General features: G+C 69.1%; 23 protein-coding genes. 5 read left to right on the top strand and 18 right to left on the bottom strand.

Annotated features, from left to right (window positions below):
• Positions 1–73 precede the first annotated feature (73 nt).
• Positions 74–1,870, top strand: a complete 1,797-nt coding sequence (locus BJY17_RS15745; protein ID WP_179552197.1) for an acyl-CoA dehydrogenase C-terminal domain-containing protein — start codon at positions 74–76, stop codon at positions 1,868–1,870.
• 111 nt (positions 1,871–1,981) lie between these two features.
• Here the strand turns inward: BJY17_RS15745 and BJY17_RS15740 are convergent, their stop codons facing one another.
• The 8 genes from BJY17_RS15740 to BJY17_RS15705 all read right to left on the bottom strand — a co-directional run bounded on the left by BJY17_RS15740 (position 1,982) and on the right by BJY17_RS15705 (position 8,551).
• The gene (locus BJY17_RS15740; protein ID WP_246303744.1) at positions 1,982–2,878 is read right to left on the bottom strand and encodes a lytic transglycosylase domain-containing protein; all 897 of its coding nucleotides are present in this window, start codon (positions 2,876–2,878) and stop codon (positions 1,982–1,984) included.
• 155 nt (positions 2,879–3,033) lie between these two features.
• Positions 3,034–3,807, bottom strand: coding sequence for a PspA/IM30 family protein (locus BJY17_RS15735; protein ID WP_179552196.1), 774 nt, complete (start codon positions 3,805–3,807; stop codon positions 3,034–3,036).
• Positions 3,804–4,439 carry a hypothetical protein gene (locus tag BJY17_RS15730; protein ID WP_179552195.1) on the bottom strand — a complete coding sequence of 212 codons (636 nt, stop codon included), beginning with the start codon at positions 4,437–4,439 and terminating at the stop codon, positions 3,804–3,806. Before BJY17_RS15730 ends, BJY17_RS15735 begins: the two co-directional genes overlap by 4 nt.
• A 143-nt stretch (positions 4,440–4,582) precedes the next feature.
• The gene (locus BJY17_RS15725) at positions 4,583–5,473 is read right to left on the bottom strand and encodes a sucrase ferredoxin (RefSeq protein ID WP_179552194.1); all 891 of its coding nucleotides are present in this window, start codon (positions 5,471–5,473) and stop codon (positions 4,583–4,585) included.
• Positions 5,470–6,705 carry a cupin domain-containing protein gene (locus tag BJY17_RS15720; RefSeq protein WP_179552193.1) on the bottom strand — a complete coding sequence of 412 codons (1,236 nt, stop codon included), beginning with the start codon at positions 6,703–6,705 and terminating at the stop codon, positions 5,470–5,472. Before BJY17_RS15720 ends, BJY17_RS15725 begins: the two co-directional genes overlap by 4 nt.
• Positions 6,705–6,962 (bottom strand): hypothetical protein, encoded by a 258-nt coding sequence (locus BJY17_RS15715; protein ID WP_056657317.1) that lies wholly within the window; start codon positions 6,960–6,962, stop codon positions 6,705–6,707. The genes BJY17_RS15720 and BJY17_RS15715 overlap by 1 nt, the downstream gene beginning before the upstream one ends.
• A gap of 124 nt (positions 6,963–7,086) precedes the next feature.
• Positions 7,087–7,488 (bottom strand): PIN domain-containing protein, encoded by a 402-nt coding sequence (locus tag BJY17_RS15710; protein ID WP_179552192.1) that lies wholly within the window; start codon positions 7,486–7,488, stop codon positions 7,087–7,089.
• An 82-nt stretch (positions 7,489–7,570) separates the two neighbouring features.
• Positions 7,571–8,551 carry a LysR family transcriptional regulator gene (locus BJY17_RS15705; RefSeq protein ID WP_179552191.1) on the bottom strand — a complete coding sequence of 327 codons (981 nt, stop codon included), beginning with the start codon at positions 8,549–8,551 and terminating at the stop codon, positions 7,571–7,573.
• Positions 8,552–8,681: 130 nt separating this feature from the next.
• Here BJY17_RS15705 and BJY17_RS15700 point away from each other — a divergent pair, with 130 nt between their 5' ends.
• From BJY17_RS15700 to BJY17_RS15685, 4 genes are all read left to right on the top strand, one after another.
• Positions 8,682–9,128, top strand: a complete 447-nt coding sequence (locus BJY17_RS15700) for a winged helix-turn-helix transcriptional regulator (protein WP_179552190.1) — start codon at positions 8,682–8,684, stop codon at positions 9,126–9,128.
• Between the two features lie 69 nt (positions 9,129–9,197).
• The gene (locus BJY17_RS15695; RefSeq protein ID WP_179552189.1) at positions 9,198–10,967 is read left to right on the top strand and encodes an L-aspartate oxidase; all 1,770 of its coding nucleotides are present in this window, start codon (positions 9,198–9,200) and stop codon (positions 10,965–10,967) included.
• A 124-nt stretch (positions 10,968–11,091) separates the two neighbouring features.
• Positions 11,092–11,649 carry an HdeD family acid-resistance protein gene (locus BJY17_RS15690; RefSeq protein ID WP_179552188.1) on the top strand — a complete coding sequence of 186 codons (558 nt, stop codon included), beginning with the start codon at positions 11,092–11,094 and terminating at the stop codon, positions 11,647–11,649.
• Positions 11,642–12,451, top strand: coding sequence for a tyrosine-protein phosphatase (locus BJY17_RS15685; protein WP_179552187.1), 810 nt, complete (start codon positions 11,642–11,644; stop codon positions 12,449–12,451). Before BJY17_RS15690 ends, BJY17_RS15685 begins: the two co-directional genes overlap by 8 nt.
• 42 nt (positions 12,452–12,493) lie before the next feature.
• Here the strand turns inward: BJY17_RS15685 and BJY17_RS15680 are convergent, their stop codons facing one another.
• The 10 genes from BJY17_RS15680 to BJY17_RS15635 all read right to left on the bottom strand — a co-directional run bounded on the left by BJY17_RS15680 (position 12,494) and on the right by BJY17_RS15635 (position 25,467).
• Positions 12,494–14,605: an FUSC family protein gene (locus BJY17_RS15680; RefSeq protein WP_179552186.1), complete on the bottom strand. Its 2,112-nt coding sequence runs from the start codon at positions 14,603–14,605 to the stop codon at positions 12,494–12,496.
• On the bottom strand, positions 14,586–15,503 hold the full coding sequence (locus BJY17_RS15675; RefSeq protein ID WP_179552185.1) for a DMT family protein: 918 nt from the start codon (positions 15,501–15,503) through the stop codon (positions 14,586–14,588). The genes BJY17_RS15680 and BJY17_RS15675 overlap by 20 nt, the downstream gene beginning before the upstream one ends.
• A 2-nt stretch (positions 15,504–15,505) precedes the next feature.
• Positions 15,506–17,239 carry a cation:proton antiporter gene (locus BJY17_RS15670; RefSeq protein WP_179552184.1) on the bottom strand — a complete coding sequence of 578 codons (1,734 nt, stop codon included), beginning with the start codon at positions 17,237–17,239 and terminating at the stop codon, positions 15,506–15,508.
• Positions 17,240–17,314: 75 nt separating this feature from the next.
• Positions 17,315–17,986, bottom strand: coding sequence for a GAP family protein (locus BJY17_RS15665; protein WP_074261971.1), 672 nt, complete (start codon positions 17,984–17,986; stop codon positions 17,315–17,317).
• Complete coding sequence (locus tag BJY17_RS15660) at positions 17,986–19,098, bottom strand: hypothetical protein (RefSeq protein ID WP_179552183.1); 1,113 nt, start codon at positions 19,096–19,098, stop codon at positions 17,986–17,988. Before BJY17_RS15660 ends, BJY17_RS15665 begins: the two co-directional genes overlap by 1 nt.
• Before the next feature lie 42 nt (positions 19,099–19,140).
• Positions 19,141–19,851 carry a hypothetical protein gene (locus BJY17_RS15655; protein ID WP_179552182.1) on the bottom strand — a complete coding sequence of 237 codons (711 nt, stop codon included), beginning with the start codon at positions 19,849–19,851 and terminating at the stop codon, positions 19,141–19,143.
• Positions 19,852–19,944: 93 nt separating this feature from the next.
• Entirely contained in the window at positions 19,945–21,348 is a 1,404-nt protein-coding gene (locus tag BJY17_RS15650; protein ID WP_322789910.1) for a glutamate decarboxylase, read from the bottom strand.
• Between the two features lie 75 nt (positions 21,349–21,423).
• On the bottom strand, positions 21,424–23,379 hold the full coding sequence (locus tag BJY17_RS15645; protein ID WP_074261973.1) for a YhgE/Pip domain-containing protein: 1,956 nt from the start codon (positions 23,377–23,379) through the stop codon (positions 21,424–21,426).
• Positions 23,376–24,149: an ATP-binding cassette domain-containing protein gene (locus tag BJY17_RS15640; RefSeq protein WP_074261974.1), complete on the bottom strand. Its 774-nt coding sequence runs from the start codon at positions 24,147–24,149 to the stop codon at positions 23,376–23,378. Before BJY17_RS15640 ends, BJY17_RS15645 begins: the two co-directional genes overlap by 4 nt.
• Before the next feature lie 64 nt (positions 24,150–24,213).
• A complete protein-coding gene (locus BJY17_RS15635; RefSeq protein ID WP_218889930.1) occupies positions 24,214–25,467 on the bottom strand; it encodes a metal-dependent hydrolase family protein in 1,254 nt (417 codons plus the stop codon).
• Between the last annotated feature and the right edge of the window lie 47 nt (positions 25,468–25,514).

Genomic DNA, 25,514 nt, shown 5'->3' with positions numbered 1-25,514 from the left:
GCAGCAACCGGCCACGCTCGTGGAACCCGCACAGTTCATGCTCACTCGAGAGGCGCCGGGTTACGCTGCGGGCATGAGTGGATTCCGACCCCCTGTTGCAGATATCGCCTTCGCCCTCGAGCATGTCGTGGACTACGACGCCGTCGCGCAGCTGCCCGGCTTCGAGCACGCCGACCTCGAGACCGTCACCGAGATCCTCGACGAGGCCGGCAACTTCATGGCCGAAGTCGTGGCCCCGACCAACCGAGCCGGCGACCTCGAGGGTTCGAAGCTGAACTCCGACGGAACCGTCACCACCGCCACCGGCTTCAAGGAGGCCTACTCGGCCTACGTCGACGCCGGCTGGGGCTCGGTGCCGCTGCCCGAGGCGTTCGGCGGCGGCGGATTCCCGCGCACCATCGGCCTCGCGCTCCAGGAGCTCATGGCGACCGCGAACATGGCCTTCGCCCTCGCGCCGCTGCTCACGCAGGGTGCGATCGAGGCACTGCTGCACTACGGCAGCGACGAGCAGAAGCAGCAGTGGCTGCCGAAGATGGTCACCGGCGAGTGGGCCGGCACCATGAACCTCACCGAGCCGCACGCCGGCACCGACGTCGGCGCGCTCACCACGAAGGCCGTCAAGCGCGACGACGGCACCTACGGCATCACCGGCCAGAAGATCTTCATCACCTTCGGCGACCACGACCTCAGCGAGCAGATCGTGCACCTCGTGCTCGCCCGCACCCCCGACGCGCCGGCCGGCACGAAGGGCATCTCGATCTTCATCGTGCCGAAGTTCCTCATGAACGACGACGGCTCGCTCGGCGAGCGCAACGGCGTGCACACCGTCGGCGTCGAGCACAAGATGGGCATCCACGGTTCGCCCACGTGCGTGCTCTCCTACGAGGACGCGACCGGCTACCTCGTCGGTGACGAGAACATCGGCATGCGCATCATGTTCGTCATGATGAACAGCGCCCGCCTCTCGGTCGGCATGCAGGGCCTCGCCGTGTCGGAGCGCGCCTACCAGCAGTCGCTCGACTACGCGCGGGAGCGCATCCAGGGCCGCGCGATCGGCGCCACCCAGGACTCCCCCATCATCGACTTCCCCGACGTGCGCCGCATGCTCATGACGCAGAAGGCGTACATCGCCGCGATGCGCCGCATGATGCTGCTGACCGCGACCTACACCGACGTGTCGACGCACCACCCCGACCCCGCGACGCGCGCTCGCGCCAACGAGATCGTCGGCCTGCTCACGCCCATCAACAAGTCGTTCGGCACCGACCTCGGCAACGAGCTCACGTCGCTCGCGCTGCAGATCCACGGCGGCATGGGCTTCATCGAGGAGACCGGCGCGGCACAGCACTACCGCGACGTGCGCATCGCCGCGATCTACGAGGGCACCAACGGCGTGCAGGCCGCCGACCTCGTCGGCCGCAAGCTCCCGGTGCGCGACGGGGCATCCGCACTCGAGTTCATCGCCTCGATGCGCGAGCTCGACGGCGAGCTCGCCGCTGCCGGTGAGGAGTTCGCCTCGATCCGCACGCAGCTGAACGCCCAGCTCGACGCGCTCGAGCAGACCACGGTCTGGATGCTCCGCACCGGCGCCACCGACCCGAACGCCGTGCTCTCGGGCTCCACGCCCTACCAGCGCATCTGGGGCCTCGTGGTCGGCGGGTGGCTCATGGCCAAGTCCGCGCTCGCCGCTCGCGGCCTCGACGACGACGGCATCGCCGAGACGCAGCTGCCGCTCGCCCGGTTCTACGCCGAGCAGCTGCTGCCGCAGGCCGCAGGCCTCGTCGGCGCAGCCACCGCCGGGTCGCGCGACCTCTTCGCCCTCAGCGGCGAGGCGCTCGCCGATGCGGCCACTCGCGGAGTCCGCGTCTGAGCTGACCGCTCGGCACGACCCGATGCGCCCGCCCTTCCGAGGGCGGGCGCATCGTCGTTCACGCGGGCATCATCGCGCATCGAGCGGATGCCGCGGCATCCGCTGCCCGGCTCAGCCGACCGAGTCGGCGAACTCGAGCGCGGTGGTCGCGATCCTGTCGACGTAGTCGTTGTCGTGGTTGTACGAGAGGACGGCGGCGCGCCAGCCCTCGGAGTTCGTCATCTCGCCCGACTCGCAGAGATAGCGCGCCGTCGACAGGGCGGCGTCGTCGATCTGGTTCGGGTCGGCGACACCGTCGCCGTCGCCGTCGCTGCCCCACTTCTGCCATGTCGATGGGATGAACTGCATCGGGCCGACCGCGCGATCCCACTTCGTGTCGCCGTCGTACTCGCCGTCGTCGGTGTCGTCGATCTTCGCGACATCGGCTCCGCCGTCGAGCGCCGGTCCGATGATCGGCGGCTGGGCGTTGCCGTTGGAGTCGAGCTTCGAATCGCCGTGCCGCCCGTGATCGGACTCGACGGCGCCGATCGCGGCGATCGTCGCCCAGTCGAGACCGCACTCGGCGTCCTCCTCGGCGATCATGACGTGGGCGAGCGCATAGGCCGACAGTGCTCGCTTGGGAATGTCGGTGGCCTCCGAGATGCTCGCCAGCCATTCGGGGTCGACCGACGGCATCGGCGCGAGCTTCGAGCCCGAGAGCCCGGTCGGCTCCTCGGGTATGGCGTCGCCGTTCGCCGGCTGCTCATCGGCGTCCGCCTCAGGCGGCGTGGTCAGCTGCGGCATCGCCACGCCCGGCCCGTAGGCGTCGGGCGCCGCGAAGCCGTCGGGGTTGGTCGCCGTGCCGACGAGGTTCACCGCGACGACGGCGCCGACCACGAGCGCGACCGCCCCGACCACGATGCCGACGGATGCCGCGGCCCGCCGGACGATCCGCCACTTCGACCCCGGCGCTCGGCCCGGGCGACGCGTTCCGTACTCGTCGTCGTCGAAATCGTCATGCCAGGACATCGGTGTCGCGCTCCGTTCAGGCGTGGGTGCAGGGTTCCCACCGCGGCGTTCGCCGCCGGCTCATTCGAGCCCGGCGATCACGACCGCCCCTTCACAGTACCCGCGCGTCGCGGCTGCCGCATCAGTCGCGGCAGACGTCCAGGAGGCACCCGGCGTCAGCCCGCTCGCCCGATGCTCAACCACCCGTCGGGTCCCGGACGCTCCGTTGCACCGCCGGCCTGGCCGGGAGCCCCCTTCAGCGCCTCCAGCTGACGTTCGATCTCCGCCTGGGCCGAGACGGCGGCGAGCTGACGCTCGATGTCGGCGTCGGGCGCGGCCGTGAGGTCGGTCAGGGCGCCACTGGCGAGCAGTTCGTCGGTCGCGGCGGCGCGGGCCTGCATCTGCGCGACGCGGTCGCGCGCACGGTCGAGGCTCGACCCGACATCGGTGATGCTGTTGCTGATGCCGGAGACGGCCTCGTTGGCACGCACCTGCGCCTCGGATGCCGTGTAGGTCGCCTTGATGGTCTCCTTCTCGATGCGGAACGCGGCCACCTGATCGGTGAGCCGGCGCTCCCGGTCCTGCAGCTGCGCCGTCTGGCGATCGAGCGCGGTGAACTGCTGCTGCAACTGCGCAACCTGACCCTCGAGCATGGCGCGACGCTCGAGCGCGGCCCGTGCGAGGTCTTCGCGCCCCTGCGCGAGCGCCTCGGCGGCCTGCGAGCCCAGGCGCTGATAGCGCGCACCCATCTCTTCACCCTGCAGCTCGATGCGCTTCTTCGCGGTCGCGACCTCGGCGACCGCGAGGCGAACCTGCTGGAGCAGTTTCACCTGCTGGTCGTAACTGTCGTCGAGGGTCTCGCGCGGGTCCTCCATGCGATCGAGCGCCTTCGAGGTCTTGCTCCGGAAGATGGTCCGCATCCGCGCGGAGTTGCTGTTGCTGGTGCTCATGGTCGGTTCCCCTCATCTCGAACGGTGGAAGTCGTCGGCGGTCGCGTCACGCCGACGCGACCGTCGCGTCGGTTCAGCGCCTGAAGTTCTTCGATGCCCGACTGCAGGGCCGCGACCTCGCGGTCGACGTCGGAGCCGAGCGCGGACAGTGCATCGTCGGTCGTACCCGAGAGACCGGATGCCACGGCATCGCGCACCCTTCGCACGAGCACCTCGACCTGTTCGACGCGGCGGCGAGCCGCGGGGATCTCGTCACCGAGCACGGCGGAGTTCGTCTCGGACTCCATCAATCGCAACTGCAGGTCGAGCACGCCGCCCTCCTCGCTGATGCGTCGGAAGAGTCGCGGCAGCTCGCCGCGGGCACCGCCCGATCCCCCCGATTCGCCGGAGAGCTCGACGGCGGCGCGCCCGCTGTGCAGGGCGTCGGCGAGCCGAACGCGCAGGGCGAGCACCGTTCGTTGCGGCCCGTGGCTCACGCGGGCCCGGGCGCGCAGCGCCGTGGCGCCGACCGCACGGCTGCTGCGAACACGACGCACGAGGGCCCGAACGACGAGCACGAACGTCACCATGACGCCGATCGAGAGCAGCACGATCGCCCCGAGCCCGATCAGGATCGCTTCGATGCCGGTCACGTGCACCACCCCGCTCTATTCCAACCCGCACTGCCGAGAACGCGATATAACGCGTGTCGCACAAGATACTCCGGAATCGCCGGAACCGTGAGCCCCGGCGCCCGATTCGCAGGCAGCACGCAGATGACGCACCGCTCGAACGGCTAGCCGTTGGACGCGATCGACCGGAGCGCGTACTGCCGCACCTGCACGAACCGCGTCGCGGCGCACGTCGACAGCAGGGGTTCGGAGCGGGTCTCCTCGAGCTCGACGACGAGGTCGCCACGGTCGTCGCCGAGCCGAACGCGCCATCCGGTGTCGGCCGCCTCCTCGGCGATCGGCGCATACGAGTCGATGCGTTCGTCACCGAGCGCCTCGCGGGCGAAATGCTGGGCGGCCTGCACCGGATGGGTCAGCGAGCTGCGCCCCCGGTACCGGTCGGGCACGATGCGGCCGGCGTCGAAGGCGTCGGCGATGCGCACGGGGTCGCCGTCGTCGGCGTACCCGTAGTAGAGCCCGTGCGGGAAGACCACCATGGTTCCGGCGAACCGGTCGCCGCCGAGGTGCGAGCACTCCCAGGTCTCGTCGGGGCGCGATTCGGCGAGCGCGGCGACCACCCGACGACCGCGCACAGCGCAGCATCGGTCGTGCCGGGCATGGGTGCAGACGCAGTAGACGGGCTGCGACGACGGCGTGCCCGTCGACCCGTCGAGCGGCACGTCGATCAGGGCCGCCGCATCCGGCACCTCACCCCAGACGACGCGCTCGCGACCCGGCCGTGAATCGACGATCGCCCACCGCTGCGCCTTCGGTGCAGCGCGGCGACCGGTGCGGCGGATCGCGAGCGGCCGCATGCCGGCACCCTCGATGCGCCGCACCAGCGCGCGCCCGAGTTCGCGGTCGAACGGCGCGTCGAGCAGGGCGTTCTGCCCCCAGCTGCCCGCCACCTCGATGAGGAACCACCGCAGCCCGCGCGGGCCGGTGCCGACGAGCGGATCGCTCCGCTCCCGAGCACGATCGCTGCACGGTGCCCACTGCTCGACGGCGAGGGTCACGCGACTGCCACCACGAACCCCTCGCGCATGAGGCGGCGCACCACGACGACCGCGCTCTCGGCGTCGAGGCCGGGCAGCTCGCCCGCCCTGACGGTGCCTCCCGCTGCGAGCCGGCGCACGGCCTGCTCGGCCTCGATCGGGAGCGACAACGTCTTCGCGCGCCCCACGATGCGCACACGGTCGTCGATGGTCGTGACGAGCACGGGCAGCGATGCGCGCCAGCGCACGGCAGTCGACGCATCCAGCGTCGCGAGCGCCTCGAGCGTCGCGAGCGGCGCGACCGGTTCCGCGCGAGTCTCGCCGTCGAACCGGTTCGCGAGCACGGCGGCCGGCCGCGAGGCATCCGTCTGCTGCAGCATCTCGACGAGTGCCTGCACCGTCTGCGCGACGATGGGTGCGAGCGCTTCCTCGTCGCGCAGGTCGATGCCGAGCGGAAGCGACGTGCGCAGCGCGGCGTTCTCGCCGACCTCGCGGAGCAGCACGTCGACCACATCGGTGTGGGTGAATGGTGCCATGCCGATGGTCAGGTGCACGGAGGTCGCGCCGAGCGCCGTCGCCGAATGGATCCACCCGCGCGGCAGGTAGAGCGCATCGCCCGGACGCAGCACCGCATCGATGACCGGCTCCCCGGTGGCTGCACGCGCCACGGCTCCCCGGTGCTGGTCCCACGGCTGGGCGCGCAGCGGATCGACGTGCACCGGCGCGTGGATGCGCCAGTGCTTCTCGCCCGAGATCTGCAGCACGAAGACGTCGTGGGTGTCGTAGTGCGGGTCGAACCCCTGCGACGACGGCGGCGTGACGTAGGCGTTGACCTGCGCCGGGTGGCCGAGGTCGTCGATGAGCTCGCGCGTGTGGTCGATGATCGGCGGCCACAACCGGTGCAGTCCCTGCAGCACGATGGTCGCGCCGCCGGCGAACTCGGCGAGCACCTTGTCGCTCGAGACCTGGTCGGCGACCTCGGCTCCGAACCCACCCGAGGCGGTGTACGCGGATGCCGCGAGCACCGCACCCTCGTTCGCCATGCGGATGAACGGCGTGCGCACCCCGCGACGCGTGATGAGCTCGTCGACGGCGGCGACCGAGAAGAGGTCGTCGAAGCCGGCGCCGAGCTCGGCGGCGGTCGAGAGCAGCGGTTCGCGACCCCAGTACCGTTCGGCGAACTCGTCAGCCGGCACACGGATGCAGCGCGAAAGCGCGGGCCGCTCGATCGGCCCGCGCTCCGATCCGGTCACTACGCCGAACCGTCGGCGCCGCCGTCGTGACCACCGGGGTTCGCACCGCCATCGGCGACGCCCTCCCCCGCTGCCGCGGACCCGTCGGCGCCGCCGTCGTGACCACCGGGGTTCGCACCGCCGTCGGCGACGCCCTCTCCTTCAGCGGCCGATCCGTCGGCGCCTCCATCGTGGCCCTTCGGATTGGCACCGCCATCGGCGGTGCCTTCCCCTTCGGCTCCGGGCTCGAGGGTGATGTCGTCATCGTTGATCGTCATGGAGTTTCCTCTCCTCGCCTGCTCGCTCAGCGTATCGAGGGCGCCACTTCAGCGGAATGGGTTGACGAATCCGATCGGAGCGTCGTGACCACGATCGGGGATCCGCTCGATGAGCTCACTGCGCTCACTGCGCTCGCAGAGCATCGAACGGCGCGATCGTGACGACGCCGTCCACCTGGCGCGCGAGTTCGGGGTCGAGCGTGATGAAGGCGTCGGCCTGCAGCTTGGCGACGGCGACGAATTCGGCGTACGTCGTATCCTCCCAGTCGAACTGCTCGGCGACCCTCCAGGCGACCGCACGAGACACGCGGTCGCCCAAGAGCCTCACGCGCATCGACGTGAGCCGGTTCAGTTGCACGTGCGCATCATCGCCGCTCAGCTCTCCACTGCGAACTCCGCGGTACAGGTGCGACATCACCCGCGAGCGGAGCACGTTCGGTGCGACCAGCTGGTGGGCATCCGGCACGGTGAACCCCTCCTGCACCAGTCGCAGCGCCGCAAGGGTATCGATCGCGAATCGTGTCATGGCCTGCTCCTCCGCTGGTCCCTGCGGCACACGATACGACGACGCTCACAGGAGCGCATCACCCCCTCCGACAGGGTCGCCCTCACCGAGGTTCGACGGTTGCCCCGGAGACGCCCCGCCGCTCACCGGCGAGTCGCATCGTCTCCCCCGCCCTGGCCGCGAACGACGTGGCGCTCGCGGTGATCGTGCGCCGCATGACCTCGACGGCCGCGGTCGGCGCGACGTCGGCCGCGCAGGCGAGGCTGATCGAACGTTCGAGTGCCGGCGTCCCGAGCCCCGGCGTTTCCAGCCGCACCGATCGCAGGCCCGGCCGGTCGACGAGCACCATCGCGGGCACGATCGCGACGCCGAGCCCGCGTTCGACGAACCGCAGCACGGCATCCATCTCAGCCCCTTCGAGCACCACCTCGGGCGCGAGGCCGGCTGCGCGGAACGCCGCATCGGTGGCACTGCGCAGGTCGTACGTCGAGCTGAAGACGATCTGCGGCAGCGCCGCGACATCCGCCAGTTCGATGGTGTCGCGCGCGGTGATCGGCGGCGCGCCGGCCGATGAGATGACCACGAGCTCCTCGACGAGCAGCGGGGTCACGGTGAAGCGCTCGGCGGTCGAGGCATCAGTGGTCGTGATCAGCGCCAGGTCGAGCTCGCCGCCGGCGAGTTCGTCGAGGAGCCGGCGCGAGCCCTGTTCCGAGAGGTGCAGTTCGATGGCCGGATGCTCCGCGTGGAACGCGCTGAGCACCTCGGCGACGAGGCTGATGCAGAGTGTGGGGGTGGCGCCGAGCCGCACCCGGCCGCGATCGAGGCCGGCGAGTTCGGCGAGTTCTCGCCGCACCGATTCTGCGTCGGCGAGCATGCGCCGGGCGAGCGGCAGCAGCGACTCCCCCGCGGTCGTGAGCGTGCTGCCGCCGCGGGCCCGGTGGAACAGCTCGGCGCCGAGGTCGTGCTCGAGCGCGGCGATCTGGCGGCTCAGCGAGGGCTGGGCGAGATAGAGCTCCTCTGCGGCCCTGGTGAAGTTGCCGAACCGGGCCACCTCGACGAAGCTGCGCAGTTGTTCGAGGTTCATGTCGATACCGTACGCGCATCATGACCGAGACATCCATACCGCCGACGGATGCCTCGCCGGTCGGTTACTCAGGGTACGTGACGCACGACCTGATAGCGTCCGGAACATCACGGCAACTGGAGGCCAGCCCATGACGAACGACCCCATCCGCGTGCTCTCGACGCCGGCGATCGCCGCCCCCGAGGGGCACGAGGGCAGTGAGGCATGCAGCGTCGACAACCCGGCGAGCCGCGTCATCCGCGAGACCCTCGCCCGCGTGGGCGACAAGTGGAGCATGCTCGTCATCGGGGTGCTGCACGACGGCCCCCTTCGGTTCACCGAACTGCAGCGCAAGGTCGACGGCATCTCGCACCGCATGCTCACCCAGACCGTGCGGAGCCTCGAGCGCGACGGCCTGGTGACGCGCACGAGCTACCCAGAGATCCCGCCCAGGGTCGAATACGCCGCGACGGCGCTCGGCCGCTCGCTCTCGGTGCCCGTCATCGAACTCGCCCGTTGGGCGGCCGCGCACCACGACGACATCCTCGACGCCCGCGAGGCCTTCGACGACCAGCGCGAGGCATCCGCAGTTCGATAGCTAGAGCGTATCGTCACGACGTTTTTTATGCATTGGAGTAATCCAGTGCGCGAACCTAGCGTTGTGCCAATGAGCACCCCGAGCGCCCCCAGCACCCCTGACAGCACTCCGGCAGAGCGCCAGATCTCCACGACGGTCCTCGTGATCGGCACCGGCGGATCCGGCCTGCGCGCCGCCATCGAACTCGCCGAAGCGGGCGTCGACGTGCTCGCCCTCGGCAAGCGGCCCAAGTCCGATGCCCACACCTCGCTCGCCGCCGGCGGCATCAATGCGGCCCTCTCCACGATGGACGCCGAGGACAGCTGGCAGCAGCACGCTGCCGACACCCTCAAGGAGAGCTACCTGCTCGCCGACCCGCGCACCGTCGTCACGGTCACCGAGGGCGCGGCCCGCGGCATCGACGACCTCGAGCGCTACGGCATGCCCTTCGCCCGCGAAGCCGACGGCCGCATCTCGCAGCGCTTCTTCGGCGCCCACACCTATCGCCGCACGGCGTTCGCGGGCGACTACACGGGGCTCGAGATCCAGCGCACGCTCGTCAACCGGGCCGCGCAGCTGAACGTGCCGATCCTCGACACCGTCTACGTCACGCGCATCCTCGTCAACGACGACGGGGCGGTGTTCGGCGCCTACGGCTTCGACCTCGAGGACGGCACCCGCTACCTCATCCACGCCGACGCGGTGATCCTCGCCGCCGGCGGGCACAACCGCATCTGGCGGCGCACCTCCTCGCGGCGCGACGAGAACACGGGCGACTCGTTCCGCCTCGCGGTCGAGGCGGGCGGGCGCCTGCGCGACCCCGAGCTCGTGCAGTTCCACCCCTCGGGCATCATCGAGCCCGAGAACGCGGCCGGCACCCTGATCAGCGAAGCGGCGCGCGGCGAGGGCGGCATCCTCACCAACGGCCTCGGCGAGCGCTTCATGCACAGGTACGACCCCGAGCGGCTCGAGCTCTCCACGCGCGACCGCGTGGCGCTGGCCTGCTACACCGAGATCAAGGAGGGGCGTGGCACTCCCAATGGCGGTGTCTGGCTGGATGTCTCGCACCTGCCCCGCGAGACGATCATGACGCGCCTCCCCCGCGTCTACCAGACCATGCTCGAGCTGCAGATGCTCGACATCACGAAGGAGCCGATCGAGATCGCGCCGACCGCGCACTACTCGATGGGCGGCGTGTGGGTGCGCCCCGACGACCACGGCACGGACGTCCCCGGGCTCTACGCCATCGGTGAGGCATCCTCCGGCCTGCACGGCGCGAACCGCTTGGGCGGCAACTCGCTCATCGAACTGCTCGTCTTCGGACGCATCGTGGGGCGGGCCGCTGCCGCCTACTCTGCGTCGCTCGACGCGCAGACGCGGTCGGCGGCCGCGGTGCAGACCGCGCGCGACGAGATCGCGGGGCTGCTCGCCTCCGACGGCACCGAGAACGTGCGCGCCCTGCAGCGCGCCATCCGCGACACCATGACCGAGCACGCCGGAGTGGTGCGCGACGAAGCGGGCCTCCTCGCCGGACTCGCCGAGCTCGACGCGATCGAGGCGCGCATCGCCGACATCGGCGTGCACCCCGACATCGCGGGCTACCAGGACCTCGCGCACGCCTTCGACCTCAAGTCGGCCGCCCTCGCCGCGCGCGCCACCCTGGCGGCGGCGCTCGAGCGCCGCGAGACTCGCGGCTGTCACAACCGCAGCGACTACCCCGAGACGGATGCCGCGCTGCAGGTGAACCTCGTGTGGTCGCCGTCGACCGGCGTGACGCGCGAGTCGATCCCGCCGATCCCGGAGGAGATCGCGGCGCTCATGCGCGACGAGGTCTCGGTGGCGGGCAAGCTCGTCGAGTGATGACGCGTCGGGTGATGCGCCGGGTGAAATTCGGATCGGTCGGGCCTGTCACCGTGCCTCGCTCGACAAACTGGCGTCACACGCCGTATGCGTGACCGATCCGCCGCACCCGGAGGGACCCAGAATGACGACGACAACCGACACCGGCAAGGCCGCGAACGCGGTCCGAACCGCCCTGGGGATCGCCGGGGTGCTCGCACTCATCGTCGGCGTCCTGATCCTCGTCTGGCCCGGGAAGACCGCGATCGTCGTCACGGCGATCATCGCCATCTACGCCATCGCCGCCGGTCTGGTCTACGCGGGCCTCGGCATCTTCGTCCAGGGCAAGAGCGGCTGGTCCCGAGTCGGCAACATCGTGCTCGGCATCGTGTTCGTTCTCGCAGGCGTGATCGCGTTCATGAACCTCGCACAGACCAAGGCCTGGCTCGCCGTGTTCCTCGGCATCCTCGTCGGCATCATGTGGATCGTCGAGGGCATCGTCGCGCTGTCGTCGCTCCGCGATTCCTCGTCGAAGGGCTGGTCGGTCTTCTTCGCGATCATCAGCATCGCCGCTGGCATCATGCTGTTGTTCTCGCCGATGTGGGGTGCCGCCGTGCTGTGGTGGCTGCTCGGCATCTCCCTCATCGTGCTCGGTGTCATCAACATCGTGCGCGCATTCTCGTTCGGCAAGCAGCGTGGCTGAGGCGGCGATGAGCATGCAGGTCGAAGGGCTCTACAACTTCCGCGACATCGCAGGGATGCCGCTCGCGTCTGGCGGCACGACCCGCGCCGGCGTGCTCTTCCGATCCGAAGCGCTCGGCACGCTGACGCAGGTCGGCGTCGACGACCTCGCGGCCACGGACATCGGGACGATCGTCGACTTCCGCACACCGACGGAGCGCCAGGCAGCGCCCGACCGCGTTCCGACATCACGACCATTCACGGTCGTCGACCTTCCGATGCTCGAGGGCGCCATGGCCGACATGACCGGGCGATTCGTCGCAGGCGGCCCGTCGACGCCGCCGCCATCGGAGATCGCCGACGCGATGGCTTCGTTGCCGACCCTGGGCGAGCTGTACCTGGAGATGCTGCAGCACGGCGCCCCGCCGTTCGCCGAAGTCGCTCGGCTCATCGCGGCATCGACAGATGGTTCGCCCTCCGCCGTGCTCGTGCACTGCACCGCCGGCAAGGACCGGACCGGAGTGGCGACGGCGCTCATGCTCGACGCTGCGGGCGTGGAGCGTGCCGCTGTCGTGGCCGACTACGCCGTCTCGCAGCACAACCTCGCCGGGCCGTGGGCCGACGGAATGCTCCACTCGATCGCATCGTTCGGTCTGCCCGTGTCTCCCGAGCTGCGAACCCTCGTGACCGGCACTCCGCCCGAGGCGATCGAGCAGGCGCTCTCGTGGACGGACGATGAGCACGGAGGTGCCGCCGAGTACCTGCTCTCCGGCGGTCTGCAGCCCGCCGAGCTCGACGGGCTCCGCGCGCGAATGGCCGGCTGACCTTCCGGGCGGGTGTCGCCCCGTCACCGGCCCGGGTCGGTATCACGAGCTCTCGTGCGGCTTCTTCGTACCCGGCTGCCTGACCGCTCGACCGCGGCGCGCTCTCGGCGCGCGCTCGCGGACCCGCGACGAGAGCGCCGCACGTGCCGCCGAGAGTTCGTCACCGAGCGCCGCGAGAGGGCCCTCACCCGGCACCGGCACGGCACTCGGCGGCCTGCCCTCGTCGATGGCCTCCGCCAGGTCGATGAGCACGTCGCGAGCACGGGCGAGGTCGCGGGGGTCGATCGCGACTCCCGATGCCGCCGTCGTGGTCGCGATGGCGGTGACGGTGTCGGCCACGCCCTCGAGTGCGTCGATCTCCGGTATCCACGATGCGGCAGGCGCGCTGATCGCCGGCGGCTCGGGGAGCGACTTCGCCACCCGGGTCCGCAGATCGGACAGGCTGCGATACGTCGCGCGGCGAGCGGTGACCCGTGCACGATCCGCGTCGGACTCCGTCGGCGACACGGCATCGCTTTCGCCCGTCGCGCCGGTGCCGGACTCGGAGTCGCGCCGGGCACCGAGTGCGATGTCGAAGTACTCGACCATCGACCGGACCACGTCGGCGACCCCCGATGCGAGGTGTCTCGGCGCGTGCCACGTCGACGGCCACGGCAGGTAGCCGAACACGAGCACGATCGCGCACCCGACAAGCGTGTCGAGCAGACGTGCTCCGACGATCTGCGCGCTCGCACCGGCGTGCACTTCGACGAGGATGACGGCAAGTGGGGTCGTCACGATCGCGTACAGCCCGTAGTTGCGCGGCATCATGATCGGAAGGGCGCCGGCGAGAGCCGCGATCACGAGCACCTGCCCGCCGCCGCTCGGCACCGCGACGACGACGAGCGAGCCGATGACGACGCCGGCCACCGTGCCGAACCCGCGCTGCACGGCGCGAGCGAAGACGGATCCGAAGTCGGGTTTCATCACCTGGGCGACCGTGAGCATGACGAGGTACGGACGATCGAGATGCAGCATCAGGCAGATGCCCTGCGCGATCGCCATGCAGAGCACGAGCCTGAGGATCGCCGACCAGGTCTCGCTCCCGGCGACGAGCGTCCGCTCAGCTCCGCGCAGGCGGTCGACGACTGACGGCTTCGCCGGGAGCGGAACCTCGCGATCCCGTCGATGTCGACGGGGATCCGCCGCGGCGATCCGTGCGGCGATTCGCGCGACGCGATCCACCGACGACTCCAGCACTGCACGATCGGCCGGAGATGTAGCGGACTCGGGCGGCGCAGGCAGGGGTCGCGTCGGGTCGCCGACCCAGCGAGCGATGCCGCGGAGGTAGTCGATCGTCGCTGCGTCGGGGGGAGTCCCGCCGCGCGTCACCGCGATCGTCGCGTCGACGACGGGCGCCGACGCGTTCAACATCGTCGCGAGGGACTGCCAGCGCAGGTCGCGTTCGGCGATCGCGGTCTCGGCCGCGACCATCACGTCGTACGCCTCGTCGAGGGCCGTGGTCACGGCGGTCGCCGCCGCTCGCCGCCGGCCCGAACCGGTTGCCGCGAGTTGATCGGCGATCGCGGTGTACACGGCGGCGACGGCACGCCGCTCGGGTGAGAGGGTCGTGCCGACCGCACCCGCCACCGCGATGGTCAGCAGCAGGCGCCACATCGCCCCCGCCAGGAAGATTGCCGGGGCCGCCCAGGGCGAGCCGAGCCCGAACTCCACATTCGCCGCGGTGACCGCGTACAGGAGGAAGAACTGGCCGGCCCTCGACGCCGTCGCGCTGACCGCACCCGAGAGACCCGAGACGAACGCGGCGCCGACCACCGCGATGAATGTCGCAACCGGGTCGCCGAAGACGAGCGTGCCGAGAGCGAAGCCCGACGCGGCCAGGAGCGAGGTCAGCGCCATCCGGTGCACCCGCTCGATGCCGACCGAGCCGACGTCCATCACGGAAGCGATGAGGGCACCCATGGACGCCACGGAACCTGCCACCACCACGGAAGTGTCATGCGGTGCGACCAGGACCGCGAGACCCACCGGCGCGGTGATGCCGACGGAGGTGAGCACGACCCGGTCCCAGGGGATGGGGGCACGATTCGTGCGAGCGAGGGCGCGGATCCAGGCCCCCCAACCCCAGCTGCCGTCAGCCGGCGAGGACGACATCACGCGACTCGGCTCGAGACAGGGCGAAGACCCCTCCGATCGACACCGCACCGGCGACGACGAACGCGACGATCGCCCACGCCGGCGCAGCGCTGGCCTCGCCGAGGATCGTGATGCCGAGTACGACAGCGACCGCCGGGTCGACGACGGTGAGTCCGGCGACGACGACCTCGGGGCGATTGGAGGCGTGCGCGCGCTGCACGAAGTAGATCGAGAGCGCCCCTGCGACGCCGATGCCGATGATGCAGCCGATCGTGAGCAGGTTCGTCACGTCGAACGAGAACTCCCGCGACGCGAGTGCCGTCTGCACCCGCAGGATCACCGTCTTGCCGAGCGTCGCGACGAACGCCGAGTACACCCCGCCGAGCAGCACCCAGAAGACGGGGGGCGTCGGCCGGTTCCGACCGACGACGAGCACGAGCGCCGTCGCCAGCAGCACGCTGACGAGCACCACGAGCACCGCGATGAGCTGCACATCCGTGATGGGGTGCTGGGTGCTCACGAGTGCCGCGACGGTGACGAAGGCCGCGACCCCCAGCACGCAGGTCGCGATCGCACGCACGATCCGGGCCGACGGTGCCCGCTTCATCACGATCGCCGTCAGCAGTGCCGTGAAGACGAGAGCAGCGACGCCGATCGGCTGCACGATCATGAGCGGTGCGAAGGTGAGGCTGCCCATCTGCAGCAGGATGGCCACGATCAGCATGAGCGCGCCGAGCAGCCACGCGCGGTTGCGCACGAGATCGATCGCCTTCGATCCGTCGACCCCTCGAGCCGCGTCCGCCTCCATCACGCGCACGCCGCGCGCCTGCAACAGGTTGCCGATCGAGAGCGCCGCCGCCGACACGACCGCGAGTCCGATCCCGAAGCCGATGAGCGGGGACGAGTCCGGTTCCATGATCACTTCTCGCTTTCGAGGTGGAGTTTCACACTGATCTCGTAGGCATCGAGCTCGTCCAGCACATAGCGGAGCGCACTCGTGCTGTGCCGCCCGGATCGGCCGAGCTCGTGGAGTCGGGCGCGCATCACCCGGACCAGCGCGAGCTCGAACTCGAGGGCGTCCGACCCGCACTGCGCGTCCGTGGGATCGAGCGGTGCGACGAATCGGGATCGCGGCAGCGAGTAGAGCTCGTGCGCGAACCTGGTCCGATCGGGGCGCAGCAGCGTTCCTCCGGCGATCGCGCCCTCTGCGGCGGCTCGCAGCTCGCTGTCGATCACGCGGATCTCAGCGCGAGGCAGCCCTCCCTCCCCCGCCGAGCGCAGGCGCAGCAGGCGCGCGAGCGCGGGCAGCGTCAGGCCCTGCAGCAGCAGGCTCCCCGCGGCGACGAGGAAGGCGATGAAGACGAGGAGGTCCCGGTTCGGAGCGTCGTCCGGCAGCGTCTGGGCGGCGGCCAGGGTGACCGCGCCGCGCATTCCCGCCCAGATGATGATCGTGTTGTGCTTCCACGTGAGCGGCGAGGCGTCGAAGTAGTCGATATCGGCGCGCATCCGCCCGATCCGCTTCGGGCTCCGCTTCCGCTCGGCTGCCGCAGCGGCCCCGGGCAGCGATGACAGGCGACGGTGCCGATTCGCCGCAGCATCCGCTGGCTTCGTGATGCTCGTGGCGCTCGCATCGAGCTGGCTCCGCACCGAGCGTTTCACGCGCGCGGAATGTGCGCTGAGCATCGGGATGACGTACGCGGCCCGTACGACCACGAGGATGACGAAGGCGAGCGCGGCGATCCAGATGCCGCGGAGGAGTCCCTCGTCTGCGGCGAGGTTGTTCTGCACGATGCCGTAGAGCTGGAGCCCCATCACGAGGAAGACCGCGCCCTCGAGGAGGAACGCGATGGTGCGCCAGTTGAGCTTGTCGGAGATGCGTTGCTCGGGGGTGAGCCACCTCACCGCCCCCTGGCCGCAGACCACGCCCGCAGCGACCGCAGCGACGAGGCCCGAACCGCCGACGGCCTCGGTGGGCAGGAATGCCAGGTACGGAACGGTGAGACCCAGCGCCGTGTTGGCCGTCGCACTCGTGGTCCAGGCCCGCAGCCGCAGGGCGACGAGTCCGGCGAGCGTTCCGATCACGATCGCCGAGACGACGGCCCACGCGAGGGAGCCGAGGGTGGTCAGCAGCGAGAATCCGGATGCCGCGGCGACGATCGCCGTGCGAAGCAGCACGAGCGCCGTGGCGTCGTTCAGGAGGCTCTCCCCCTCCAGCACCGTCACGACGCGACGGGGCACGCCGAGCTTGCGCACGATCGAAGTGGCGACCGCGTCCGTCGGGCTCAGGATCGCTCCGAGCGCCACTGCGAGCGGAAAGCCGATCTCGGGAATCGCCCAGAAGAAGAAGCACCCGAGCACGAGCGAACTGATGATGACGAGCAGCACGGAGAGGCCGCTGATCGCGCTGAAGTCGCGGCGGAACTCGATGGCGGGCGCCGACACCGCCGCGGAGAAGAGCAGCGGCGGCAGCACTCCCGTCAGGATCAGAGCCGGTGGGATCGAGACCGCCGAAACCGCCGGGATCAGGCTGACCGCCACGCCCACTGCCAGGAGGATGAGCGGACCGGCGACCCCGGTTCGCTTCGAGAGCGAGTTCGCGAAGACGACCACGAAGACGCCCGCGATGACGACGACCAGCAGTTCTACCGGCATCCGGTCTCTCCCCTCTGTCTCGATCTCCACAGCGCGGGATGCCTCGACCGCGCGCCGCTCGGCATGGCGCGCGTCTCAGCCTGCGAGATCGGCCACGCCCGAGCCGATCAGCTTGAAACCGAGGACGACGAACAACACGGTCATGATCACGGCATGGTTCGAGACGAGCCAGGTGCGGGGGCCCGTGAGCCGTGCCTCCACGGTGCTAGGCGAGATGACGCTGAACAGCCATGGGATCGCGACGGCGGCGACCCCGATGACGCCGAAGATGAGGATGACGCCGACGACCTCCTCGATGGGGAGGGCCGCCTGCGAGATCCGTCCGCCGGCCGCGGCGAGCAGGGGCAAGTCCTTCGGCGAGAGCGGACCCGAGATCAGGATGCCGACGAAGAACGCCTTCCACAGCGTCAACCCGTCGAGGCTGTCCATCCACTTGGGCGTGCCGGGCTCCGATCGATGGCGCCATTGCATGAGCGCGAGCACGAGCAGGCCCGCGCCGAGGATGATCTCGATGACGTCGATCGTGATGTGCGGTCCGCTGTCGGGCTCGTCCGTGCCGGTGGCACGCCCGATGATCACGAGAATGCCGATGAACACGATGGCGAAGGTGTAGCAACCGAGGATGAATGCGGTGCCGTTCGTGCGGCCCTTCCCGGCGGTCGCCATCAGGATGACGGCGACGATCGCGAGCGGGCTGATCGCGATCGCGATTCCGAGCGTGAGCAGGTCTGCGAGTACGGGGAGCATCAGTGCGACTCCTCGAGCTGGGCGTTCGTCTGGACGTTGCGCAGGAAGAGGATGATCCAGCTGAAGATCAGGAGCGACGACACGAGCTCGACGGCGGTGAGGTTGTAGACGCCGGCTGCGAAGAGCACCGCAAGCACGATGACCACCCCGACGTAGACGAAACCGAGCACGACGAAGGCCTTCGGCATGCTCGGGACGAGCCAGGGCAGGCCGATGACCAAGGCGGCGAAGGCGACGGTCATTCCGGTGGCGACCGTGTTGTGCAGGAGGAAGAACCGATCGACGGGGAAGATGCCGACGCAGGCCAGGAGCACGCCGAGGAGCACGAACAGCACCCGGACCGCGGTCCGTCGTCGACGCTGAGCCGTGGTGTACGACGGCAGCGTCGCCGTGCCGAGCCGGGCGATCGTCGTGATGATGACACCCGACACGATCAGCGTGAGATTGAACGTGAGCGACGAGATGTCGTGCGTGATGCCGAGTGCAGAGAGGTTCATCTGCCACCACAGCGGGTCGGTGGAGCTCAGCATCGCCGTGGTCATGCCGACGACGAGGAACACCGCCAGCACGAGCGAGAGCTGGCGTGGCGAGAGGTTCACCCCGCTGAGCACGGCGAGGTAGGCGGACAGTGCCGTCGCCGCCGAAGCGATCATGATCGCGGGCGAGGCGTAGACGGTCGCACCGATGAAGCTGTGCTCCATGACGGTCGCGATGCCGATCCATCCGAGCAGGGCGACGGCACCGTGCGCGAGGGAGAGCGCCACGAGGTCGAACCAGTGGTAGCGCTCTCGGCGGGCGCTCGGCACCGGTGGCCGGTTGCGATGACGCGGTACCGATCGAGCGACGGCGAACGCGATCGAGGCGGCGATGGCGCTCGCGATCGCCGTGAAGTCGCCCAACGACCCTCGCCCGTCGATGGGGAGTTCGCGCCCCCAGAACACGAACCCCGCGACCACCGCCGTCACCGCGAAGACGACCGCACCCACGGTCAGCGCGAAGGACTCGTCGTCCATGCCCCGCAGCCGCCGGGCGGTTCGAGGCGCCGTGGCGGCGAGCACCGGACCTCCGTGCACGTCAGTACCCGCCGGGTACAGGATCTGGTCGTTCGACATGGCATCTCCCCCTATTCCGCCGGCACACGAGCGAGCTTCGATTCATTGGATGACGGGCGAGAACCCTCCGCCTGCCCGAGCGTGCCGGTCCTTCGAGCGGTTCCACTGCGGCAGCACGACGAGGGACGCGAGCAGGAAGCAGATCGCCCCGATGAACGTGCCGCTGTTCGCGAGCGACCCGCTGATGGCGCTTCCACTCGGCAGGATGTAGGCACCGACGGCTGAGACGCCGAAGGCGACGCATCCGATGAAGTTGATGAGCACCGACCACCACGCCGCACGCCCGATGTCCCAGAGTCGCGCGACGCGCGCGTAGGCGATGAAGGCGAGCACGCCGCTCACGAGGAACGCGACCGAGCCGCCGGCGTCGGGGTTCCAGACGAAGTGCTCCTGGGCGGAGATTGACTTCGCGTACAGCGCCGCAGTGGTGCTCACGTTGAACATGAGCGTGCCGAACGACTGCGTCGCGGCCGCGAGCCATTCGGCGCGCACCATTCGCCCCGGCGCGTACGACACCGGGACCGCGATCGCTCCGCTGAGGAACAGCTGGATCAGGCCGGCCGTGGTAAAGAACCACGCGCCGACGAAGAACAGCAGGTTGGCGCCCGCGGTGCCGAGGGATTCGCTCAAGCCCGGGGCGGATCCGAGTGCGAAGAAGGCGGAGCCGATCATGAAGCCCCAGCACTGCTTCGTCACCGTGGGGATGAGGAAGGACTTCCGGTGGTGTTCGATGTTCGTGGCTGCCGCACTCATGGCCGCGTGCTCCACCTCTCTCATGCAGGGTCGATCCCGGCGGACCGCAACGGGGAGGACGTCGCAGCGACGCCTCCCCGCAGCGGATGCCGATCAGTGATGGAAGTGGGATCCGCTGCTCGCCTCGCGGGGAAGCGGGGACTGCAGCGATTCGAGGAACGCCACCTCGCCCTTGATGTCCGACAGGAGCGCGGACGCCAGGTCGCGGCTGAGCCCGACCTTGACGACGATCCGCTGCAGCACGACGTCCGACATGTCGTCCGCCATGGGATACGCAGGCACGAGCCAGCCCTTCATCCGCAGGCGGTCGGCGAGGTCGTAGAGGCTCCACGTGTCGGTGTAGCCGTCCTTCAGCACCCAGGCGAACACCGGAATGGTGTCGCCCTTGCTCACGAGCTCGAAGGGACCCATCTTTGCGATCTCAGAAGAGAGGTACGTCGCGACGTCGATCGAGTTCTGCTGCACCGCCCTGTATCCCTCGCGCCCCAGACGCAGGAACTGGTAGTACTGCAGCAGCACCTGCGCGCCCGGCCGGGAGAAGTTCAGTGCCAGCGTCGGCATGTCGCCCCCGAGATAGCTGACGTGGAAGATCATGCTCTCGGGCAGCACGGCGGTGTTGCGCCAGATGACCCATCCGACACCGGGATAGACGAGTCCGTACTTGTGACCCGACGTGCTGATCGAGTTCACGCGGTCGATCTGGAAGTCCCACTTCAGGTCGGGCTGGCAGAACGGCGCGACCATGGCGCCGGATGCCCCGTCTACATGGATCTTGACGTCGAGACCCGTGTTCGCCTGGATCTCGTCGAGCTTCGCGGCGATGGCCTCGACCGGCTCGTAGGCGCCCGTGAAGGTCTGGCCGAGGATGGCGACGACGCCGATCGTGTTCGCGTCCACGTACTTCTCCAGCTCGAACCCGTCGAGCACCATGTGCTCGGGGGTGACGGGGACGTATCGGGGCTCGATGTCCCAGTAGTTGCAGAACTTCTCCCAGACGACCTGCACGGCCGCCGACATGATCAGGTTGGGCTTCTCGGTCGACTTGCCCTCAGCCTTGCGCTTCTGCTGCCACAGGCGCTTGAGCGCCAGGCCGCCGAGCATGCACGCCTCCGACGACCCGATCGTCGAGGTTCCGATCGTGTCGCTCGTGTCGGGCACGTGCCAGAGGTCGGCGAGCATCCGCCAGCATCGATCCTCGATCGCCGCGGTGGCGGGGTACTCGTCCTTGTCGATCATGTTCTTGTCGGCGGCTTCGGCATAGAGCTTCTTGGCCTCATCGTCCATCCACGTCGAGACGAACGTCGCCAGGTTCAACCGTGAGTTCCCGTCGAGGATCGCCTCGTCGTGGACGATCTGGTAGGCGGTCTCAGGCAGGCTGGGCTGCTCGGGCATCACGAACTTGTCGAACTCGGTCGCCTCACCGGGGCGGACGAAGACCGGGTTCACACTGATCGTGGGGTCGACGTTCGTGGTCTGGCGTGCCTTGCTGGTGTTGATAGTCACTTTCGCTCCTGATCTTGCGTGTGCAACGTGTGGTGATGTGCGGCTGAACTGCTCGTGCTGATGGCCCTCCTAGACCTCGACCGGTGGATAGAGGCGGTCCATGTTGTACTGACGGTTCCGGCGGGCTGCCCACGTCGAGACGGCGAGGAAGGCGACCGTGAGCACCACGATCACGACGACCGATGTCCACAGCCTGGAGTCGACCCCGCCGACGATCAGCTGCCGAAGTCCCGTCACGGTGAAGGTCATCGGGTCGATCCAGTGCAGGTACTGGAACGGCACCGAGGTGACCGGAACGGGGTAGATTCCCCCGGCCGACGTCAGCATGATCATGAGGAACACGAGCGTCGCCACCCTGCCGACGGCGGGACCGAACAATGCGTTGAACATCTGTATCAGCGCCAGGAACATCGCGACCATCAGGAACATGAACGCGAGCGTTCCTCCTGCATGAACGGGATGCAGCCCGAGGCCGAAGTACAGGACCAGGAAGAGGATGAGCGCCTGCAGGATGCCGACGAACAGCGTCGGCGCGTAGGAGGCGAGCACCACGCGGAACGACCCGAGGCCCTGCGCCAGCGGTCGCGCCTGCAGCGGTGTGAAGAGCATCCACGCGATGAGCGAACCGACGAACAGGCCGAGGCCCATGAAGAACGGTGCGAAGCCGTACGCGAAGGTCTTGGCCTCGTTGTTGGTCACCTCCTCGAGCGCGACGGGATCGGCGAGCGCCTTGATGAAGTTGCCCTGCTCCTCGTTGTCCCAGGACGGGATGAACTGCAGGCCCTGCTCGACCGCACCGGCCAGTTGGTCGGTGCCCGCCGCCAGGATCGGAGTACCCGCCGCGAGCCGGCTCGCGCCGTCGCTGAGCTTCACGAGGCCGGAGGACAATTCGTCAGCGCCCGAGCGCAGCTGCCCCGCGGCGGCCCGCACCTCGCCGAGGTCCCGCTGGACTCCCCCGTTCTCGACCGAGCGCAGGATGACGCTCACACGACTGTCGGGGTTGTCCAGTTCGGCGGCGATGATGTCGACATCCTCCTGAATGGCGGCGAACGTCAGTGCCAGGTCTTGGGAGACCCAGTTGTCGAGGATGAAGTCGCGCACCTCCGTGAGGCGGTCCGCGAAGTCCTGCTGGACCTCGTCGTCGCCGGCGGCGAGTTCGGCGATGATCGTGTCCAGCCGGTCGATGGCCTCGTCCCTGCCCGAGACGACCCTGTCGAGTGCCGCGGCGGCCTGATCGGTGTCGGCGGTCACGCGCTGCACCACTTGGCGCAGCTCCGTGCCCGACATGCCCGAGCTGTCGACGATCGACTCGGCGCGGGTCACGGCGTCATCCACGGCGTCGTCCAGCTCATCGAGCGCACCGGCCAGCGTCGCCGAGCCGTCCTTCGCGGTGACGAGGTTGTCGGCGAGCTCCTGCGCGCCCGAGTTCGCCTGCTGCATGCCGGCGTTGAGCTCGTCGACCTGGGCTGCCGCCTCCCGCAGCTTCGGGATCGTGTCCTCCGCGAGACCCAGCACGGTCTGGAAGACCTGCTCGCCGACTTGAGCGCTGACCTGGTTGATCGCCTCCTCCGCGGCATCCTGACCGATGACGGTCGCGAGGTAGTTGTTCGCGTCGTTGTAGGTGAAGATCAGCTTCGCCTGATGTGCGTTGTCGGATGCCGCCGACGTCACCGATTCGCTGAAGTCCTCAGGGATCGTGATGGTGAAGTAGAAGCGCCCGTGGGCCAGTCCGTCGACGCCCTCCTGCTCGTCGACCTCGTGGAGATCGAGCTGCTTCGACTCGATGAGCCCCGTGACGACGTCGGCTCCCGCATCGGTCCGTTCCCCGTCGACGGTCACCCCCTCGTCGAGGTTGATGATCGCGACCGGCAGCTTGTTCACTTCGCCGAACGGGTTCCAGAACGCCCACAGATAGAGCGCGCAGTACATCAGCGGCATGAGGATGATCACGATGAGGGCGAGCCGCGGCATGCGGCCTCGGTAGTAGCGCTTGAAATCGCTCCCGGGTGAGAATGCGGCAATCATCGGCTGAGCGCCTCCTGCTCGAGAACGGCGAACTCTCGGTCCGTCAGGTTCGGGACCTCGATGTACTCGCGTGCGCCGCTGCCGGGGAATGCGCCGTTCACATCGGCAGTGATGATGGTCTGCTCGCGGCCGAGGGCGACGAGTCGCTCGAGCAGCATGTGCGCGTTGCGAATGCTGTGGAGCGTGTCGATGCCGCCGACGACGAGGATCTGTGGCTTGCGGATGTTCGCGACCGCGATGCGGAAGAGCGCGGCGGTGAGCTCCGGCAGCTCTTCGACCATCGCGTCCATGGTCGGCAGGGTGTAGTCGCCGAACACGGGGCGGCAGATGCGTTCCAGGTCGGCGTCGGTCGACTGGGGCACCCACCCGTACCAGGGCGCCGCCCAGCGGACCTGTTCGGTCACGATGTCGTGAACGCGAATGGTCTGCGTGATGCCGTCCACCTCGTCGATGTTGGCGATATTGGCGTGATCGAAGAGATGGTGGGCCTCGTTCACTCGACCGAATGCCGTCAAGGTTCCCGCCGACGGCTTCATCCGCCCGGCGAGCGTGAGCATGAGCGAGGTCCTGCCGCGCCCGCCCGCGCCGACCAGCACCGTCACGCCCCCCGCGCGAACGGTCAGGTCAACGGGACCGTAGATGTGCCCCCAAGAAGCATCGACCCCCATCTCGGATGCCTCGAGCAGCACGTCACCGGCTGCGACCCCCGGCTCGGTGGTGCGTTTCGAGCCGTTCGCCGCGACCGGCTCTTCCCCGTTTGACGATGTCATTCACTCTCCCCCTTCGAACCGTGGCCACCGACGCCGGCGCCCGCGATCGGCGGGCGCCCCGGCGTCACAGCGTGTTCTTGACGATCCGCCCGCCCTTGACGATGAGCTTGAAGTTGCTGTCGGGGTCGCCGATGAGCGAGATGTCGTCGGTGGGGTCGCCGTCGACGAGGATCATGTCCGCCCAGGCGCCCTCGGCGATGACGCCGAGTCGCCCGCCGCGATAGGTGTTGCGCTCACCGGCGAGCTCGAAGAGCGAGGCGTTGCCCGAGGTGAGCATCTTGAGCGCCTCGACGTTGCTGTAGAACTCTCCGAGTCGAGCGGCCATCTCGCTCTGTCTCGGCGCCGATTGCGGCTCGAGCAGGAGGTCGGTGCCCCAGGCGGTCTTGACGCCGTACTTCTTCGCCCACTCGTAGACCTGTTCGGTGCCGTGGCAGATCTCGGTGTTCTTGCCGGCTCGCACGGGGTCGGGGTAGTGGTGGTCGTCCTCCGCGAACGGCTGCATCGAGAGCCAGATCTGCGCGTCCGCGATTCGCTTGATCGTCTCCTCATCGGCGAGGTGACCGTGCTCGATCGAGGTCACTCCGGCATCGATCGCCCGCGCGATGCCGGCAGGCGTGTACACGTGGGTCGCGACATAGGTGCCGTAGTCGCCGGCCGCCTGCACCGCGGCACGGATCTCATCGGGGGTGTACTGCAGGGTGTTCAGCGGGTCGTACATCGAAGCCGCGCCTCCGCCGAGTGTGAGCTTGATCTGCGTGGCGCCCTGACGCAGCTGCTCGCGCACCGCAGCGAGCACTCGCGGGACGCCGTCGGCGATGCGCGTGAAATGGATGTCCTCGGTGCGACTGGGCTTGCCGCCGAACTCCTCGGGCACGTCGTAGACGAATGAGAAGTCCGCGTGGCCCGATGTCTGCGAGATCATCGCCTGGCTCGGGAAGATCCGGGGGCCCTCGAAACTGCCCCGGTCGATGAGCGCCTTGACGGGCGCTGTGTCGCCGCCCATGTCGCGAACGGTCGTGAAGCCGCGGAGCAGCATCCGCTTCGCCTCGGCGATCGTGTTGCCGTAGAGCACGCCGGTGGGACCTTGCAGGAAGTCCATCATGCTGTTGGCGTTGCCCATCAGGTGAACGTGGGCGTCGCTGAGACCCGGCATGAGGAACTTTCCGTTGCCTTGGATCTCGACGACGCCGTCCGACACATCGCCGGCCACCGGCGACGTGGAGACCGCAAGGATGTGCGCGCCCTCGACGAGCACATCCACGTTGTCGAGCGTGCGATCGCTGATCCCGTCGAAGACGCGGACGTTGCGAACGATCATTCTCTGAGATGCATGCGTTCCTGTGGTCATGGCGGCGACACTATGCC

Source organism: Agromyces hippuratus (assembly GCF_013410355.1).
In the GTDB taxonomy this organism is placed as follows: domain Bacteria; phylum Actinomycetota; class Actinomycetes; order Actinomycetales; family Microbacteriaceae; genus Agromyces; species Agromyces hippuratus.
The sequence above is the reverse complement of the archived record's forward strand: the minus strand, read 5'-3'. Positions and strand labels throughout refer to the sequence as shown.

Coding starts and splice junctions, on each gene's coding strand:
- BJY17_RS15745 (WP_179552197.1), top strand. CDS start 74: ATGAGTGGATTCCGACCCCCTGTTGCAGATATCGCCTTCGCCCTCGAG.
- BJY17_RS15740 (WP_246303744.1), bottom strand. CDS start 2,878: ATGTCCTGGCATGACGATTTCGACGACGACGAGTACGGAACGCGTCGC.
- BJY17_RS15735 (WP_179552196.1), bottom strand. CDS start 3,807: ATGAGCACCAGCAACAGCAACTCCGCGCGGATGCGGACCATCTTCCGG.
- BJY17_RS15715 (WP_056657317.1), bottom strand. CDS start 6,962: ATGACGATCAACGATGACGACATCACCCTCGAGCCCGGAGCCGAAGGG.
- BJY17_RS15710 (WP_179552192.1), bottom strand. CDS start 7,488: ATGACACGATTCGCGATCGATACCCTTGCGGCGCTGCGACTGGTGCAG.
- BJY17_RS15705 (WP_179552191.1), bottom strand. CDS start 8,551: ATGAACCTCGAACAACTGCGCAGCTTCGTCGAGGTGGCCCGGTTCGGC.
- BJY17_RS15700 (WP_179552190.1), top strand. CDS start 8,682: ATGACGAACGACCCCATCCGCGTGCTCTCGACGCCGGCGATCGCCGCC.
- BJY17_RS15695 (WP_179552189.1), top strand. CDS start 9,198: ATGAGCACCCCGAGCGCCCCCAGCACCCCTGACAGCACTCCGGCAGAG.
- BJY17_RS15690 (WP_179552188.1), top strand. CDS start 11,092: ATGACGACGACAACCGACACCGGCAAGGCCGCGAACGCGGTCCGAACC.
- BJY17_RS15680 (WP_179552186.1), bottom strand. CDS start 14,605: ATGTCGTCCTCGCCGGCTGACGGCAGCTGGGGTTGGGGGGCCTGGATC.
- BJY17_RS15675 (WP_179552185.1), bottom strand. CDS start 15,503: ATGGAACCGGACTCGTCCCCGCTCATCGGCTTCGGGATCGGACTCGCG.
- BJY17_RS15670 (WP_179552184.1), bottom strand. CDS start 17,239: ATGCCGGTAGAACTGCTGGTCGTCGTCATCGCGGGCGTCTTCGTGGTC.
- BJY17_RS15665 (WP_074261971.1), bottom strand. CDS start 17,986: ATGCTCCCCGTACTCGCAGACCTGCTCACGCTCGGAATCGCGATCGCG.
- BJY17_RS15660 (WP_179552183.1), bottom strand. CDS start 19,098: ATGTCGAACGACCAGATCCTGTACCCGGCGGGTACTGACGTGCACGGA.
- BJY17_RS15655 (WP_179552182.1), bottom strand. CDS start 19,851: ATGAGTGCGGCAGCCACGAACATCGAACACCACCGGAAGTCCTTCCTC.
- BJY17_RS15645 (WP_074261973.1), bottom strand. CDS start 23,379: ATGATTGCCGCATTCTCACCCGGGAGCGATTTCAAGCGCTACTACCGA.
- BJY17_RS15640 (WP_074261974.1), bottom strand. CDS start 24,149: ATGACATCGTCAAACGGGGAAGAGCCGGTCGCGGCGAACGGCTCGAAA.
- BJY17_RS15635 (WP_218889930.1), bottom strand. CDS start 25,467: ATGATCGTTCGCAACGTCCGCGTCTTCGACGGGATCAGCGATCGCACG.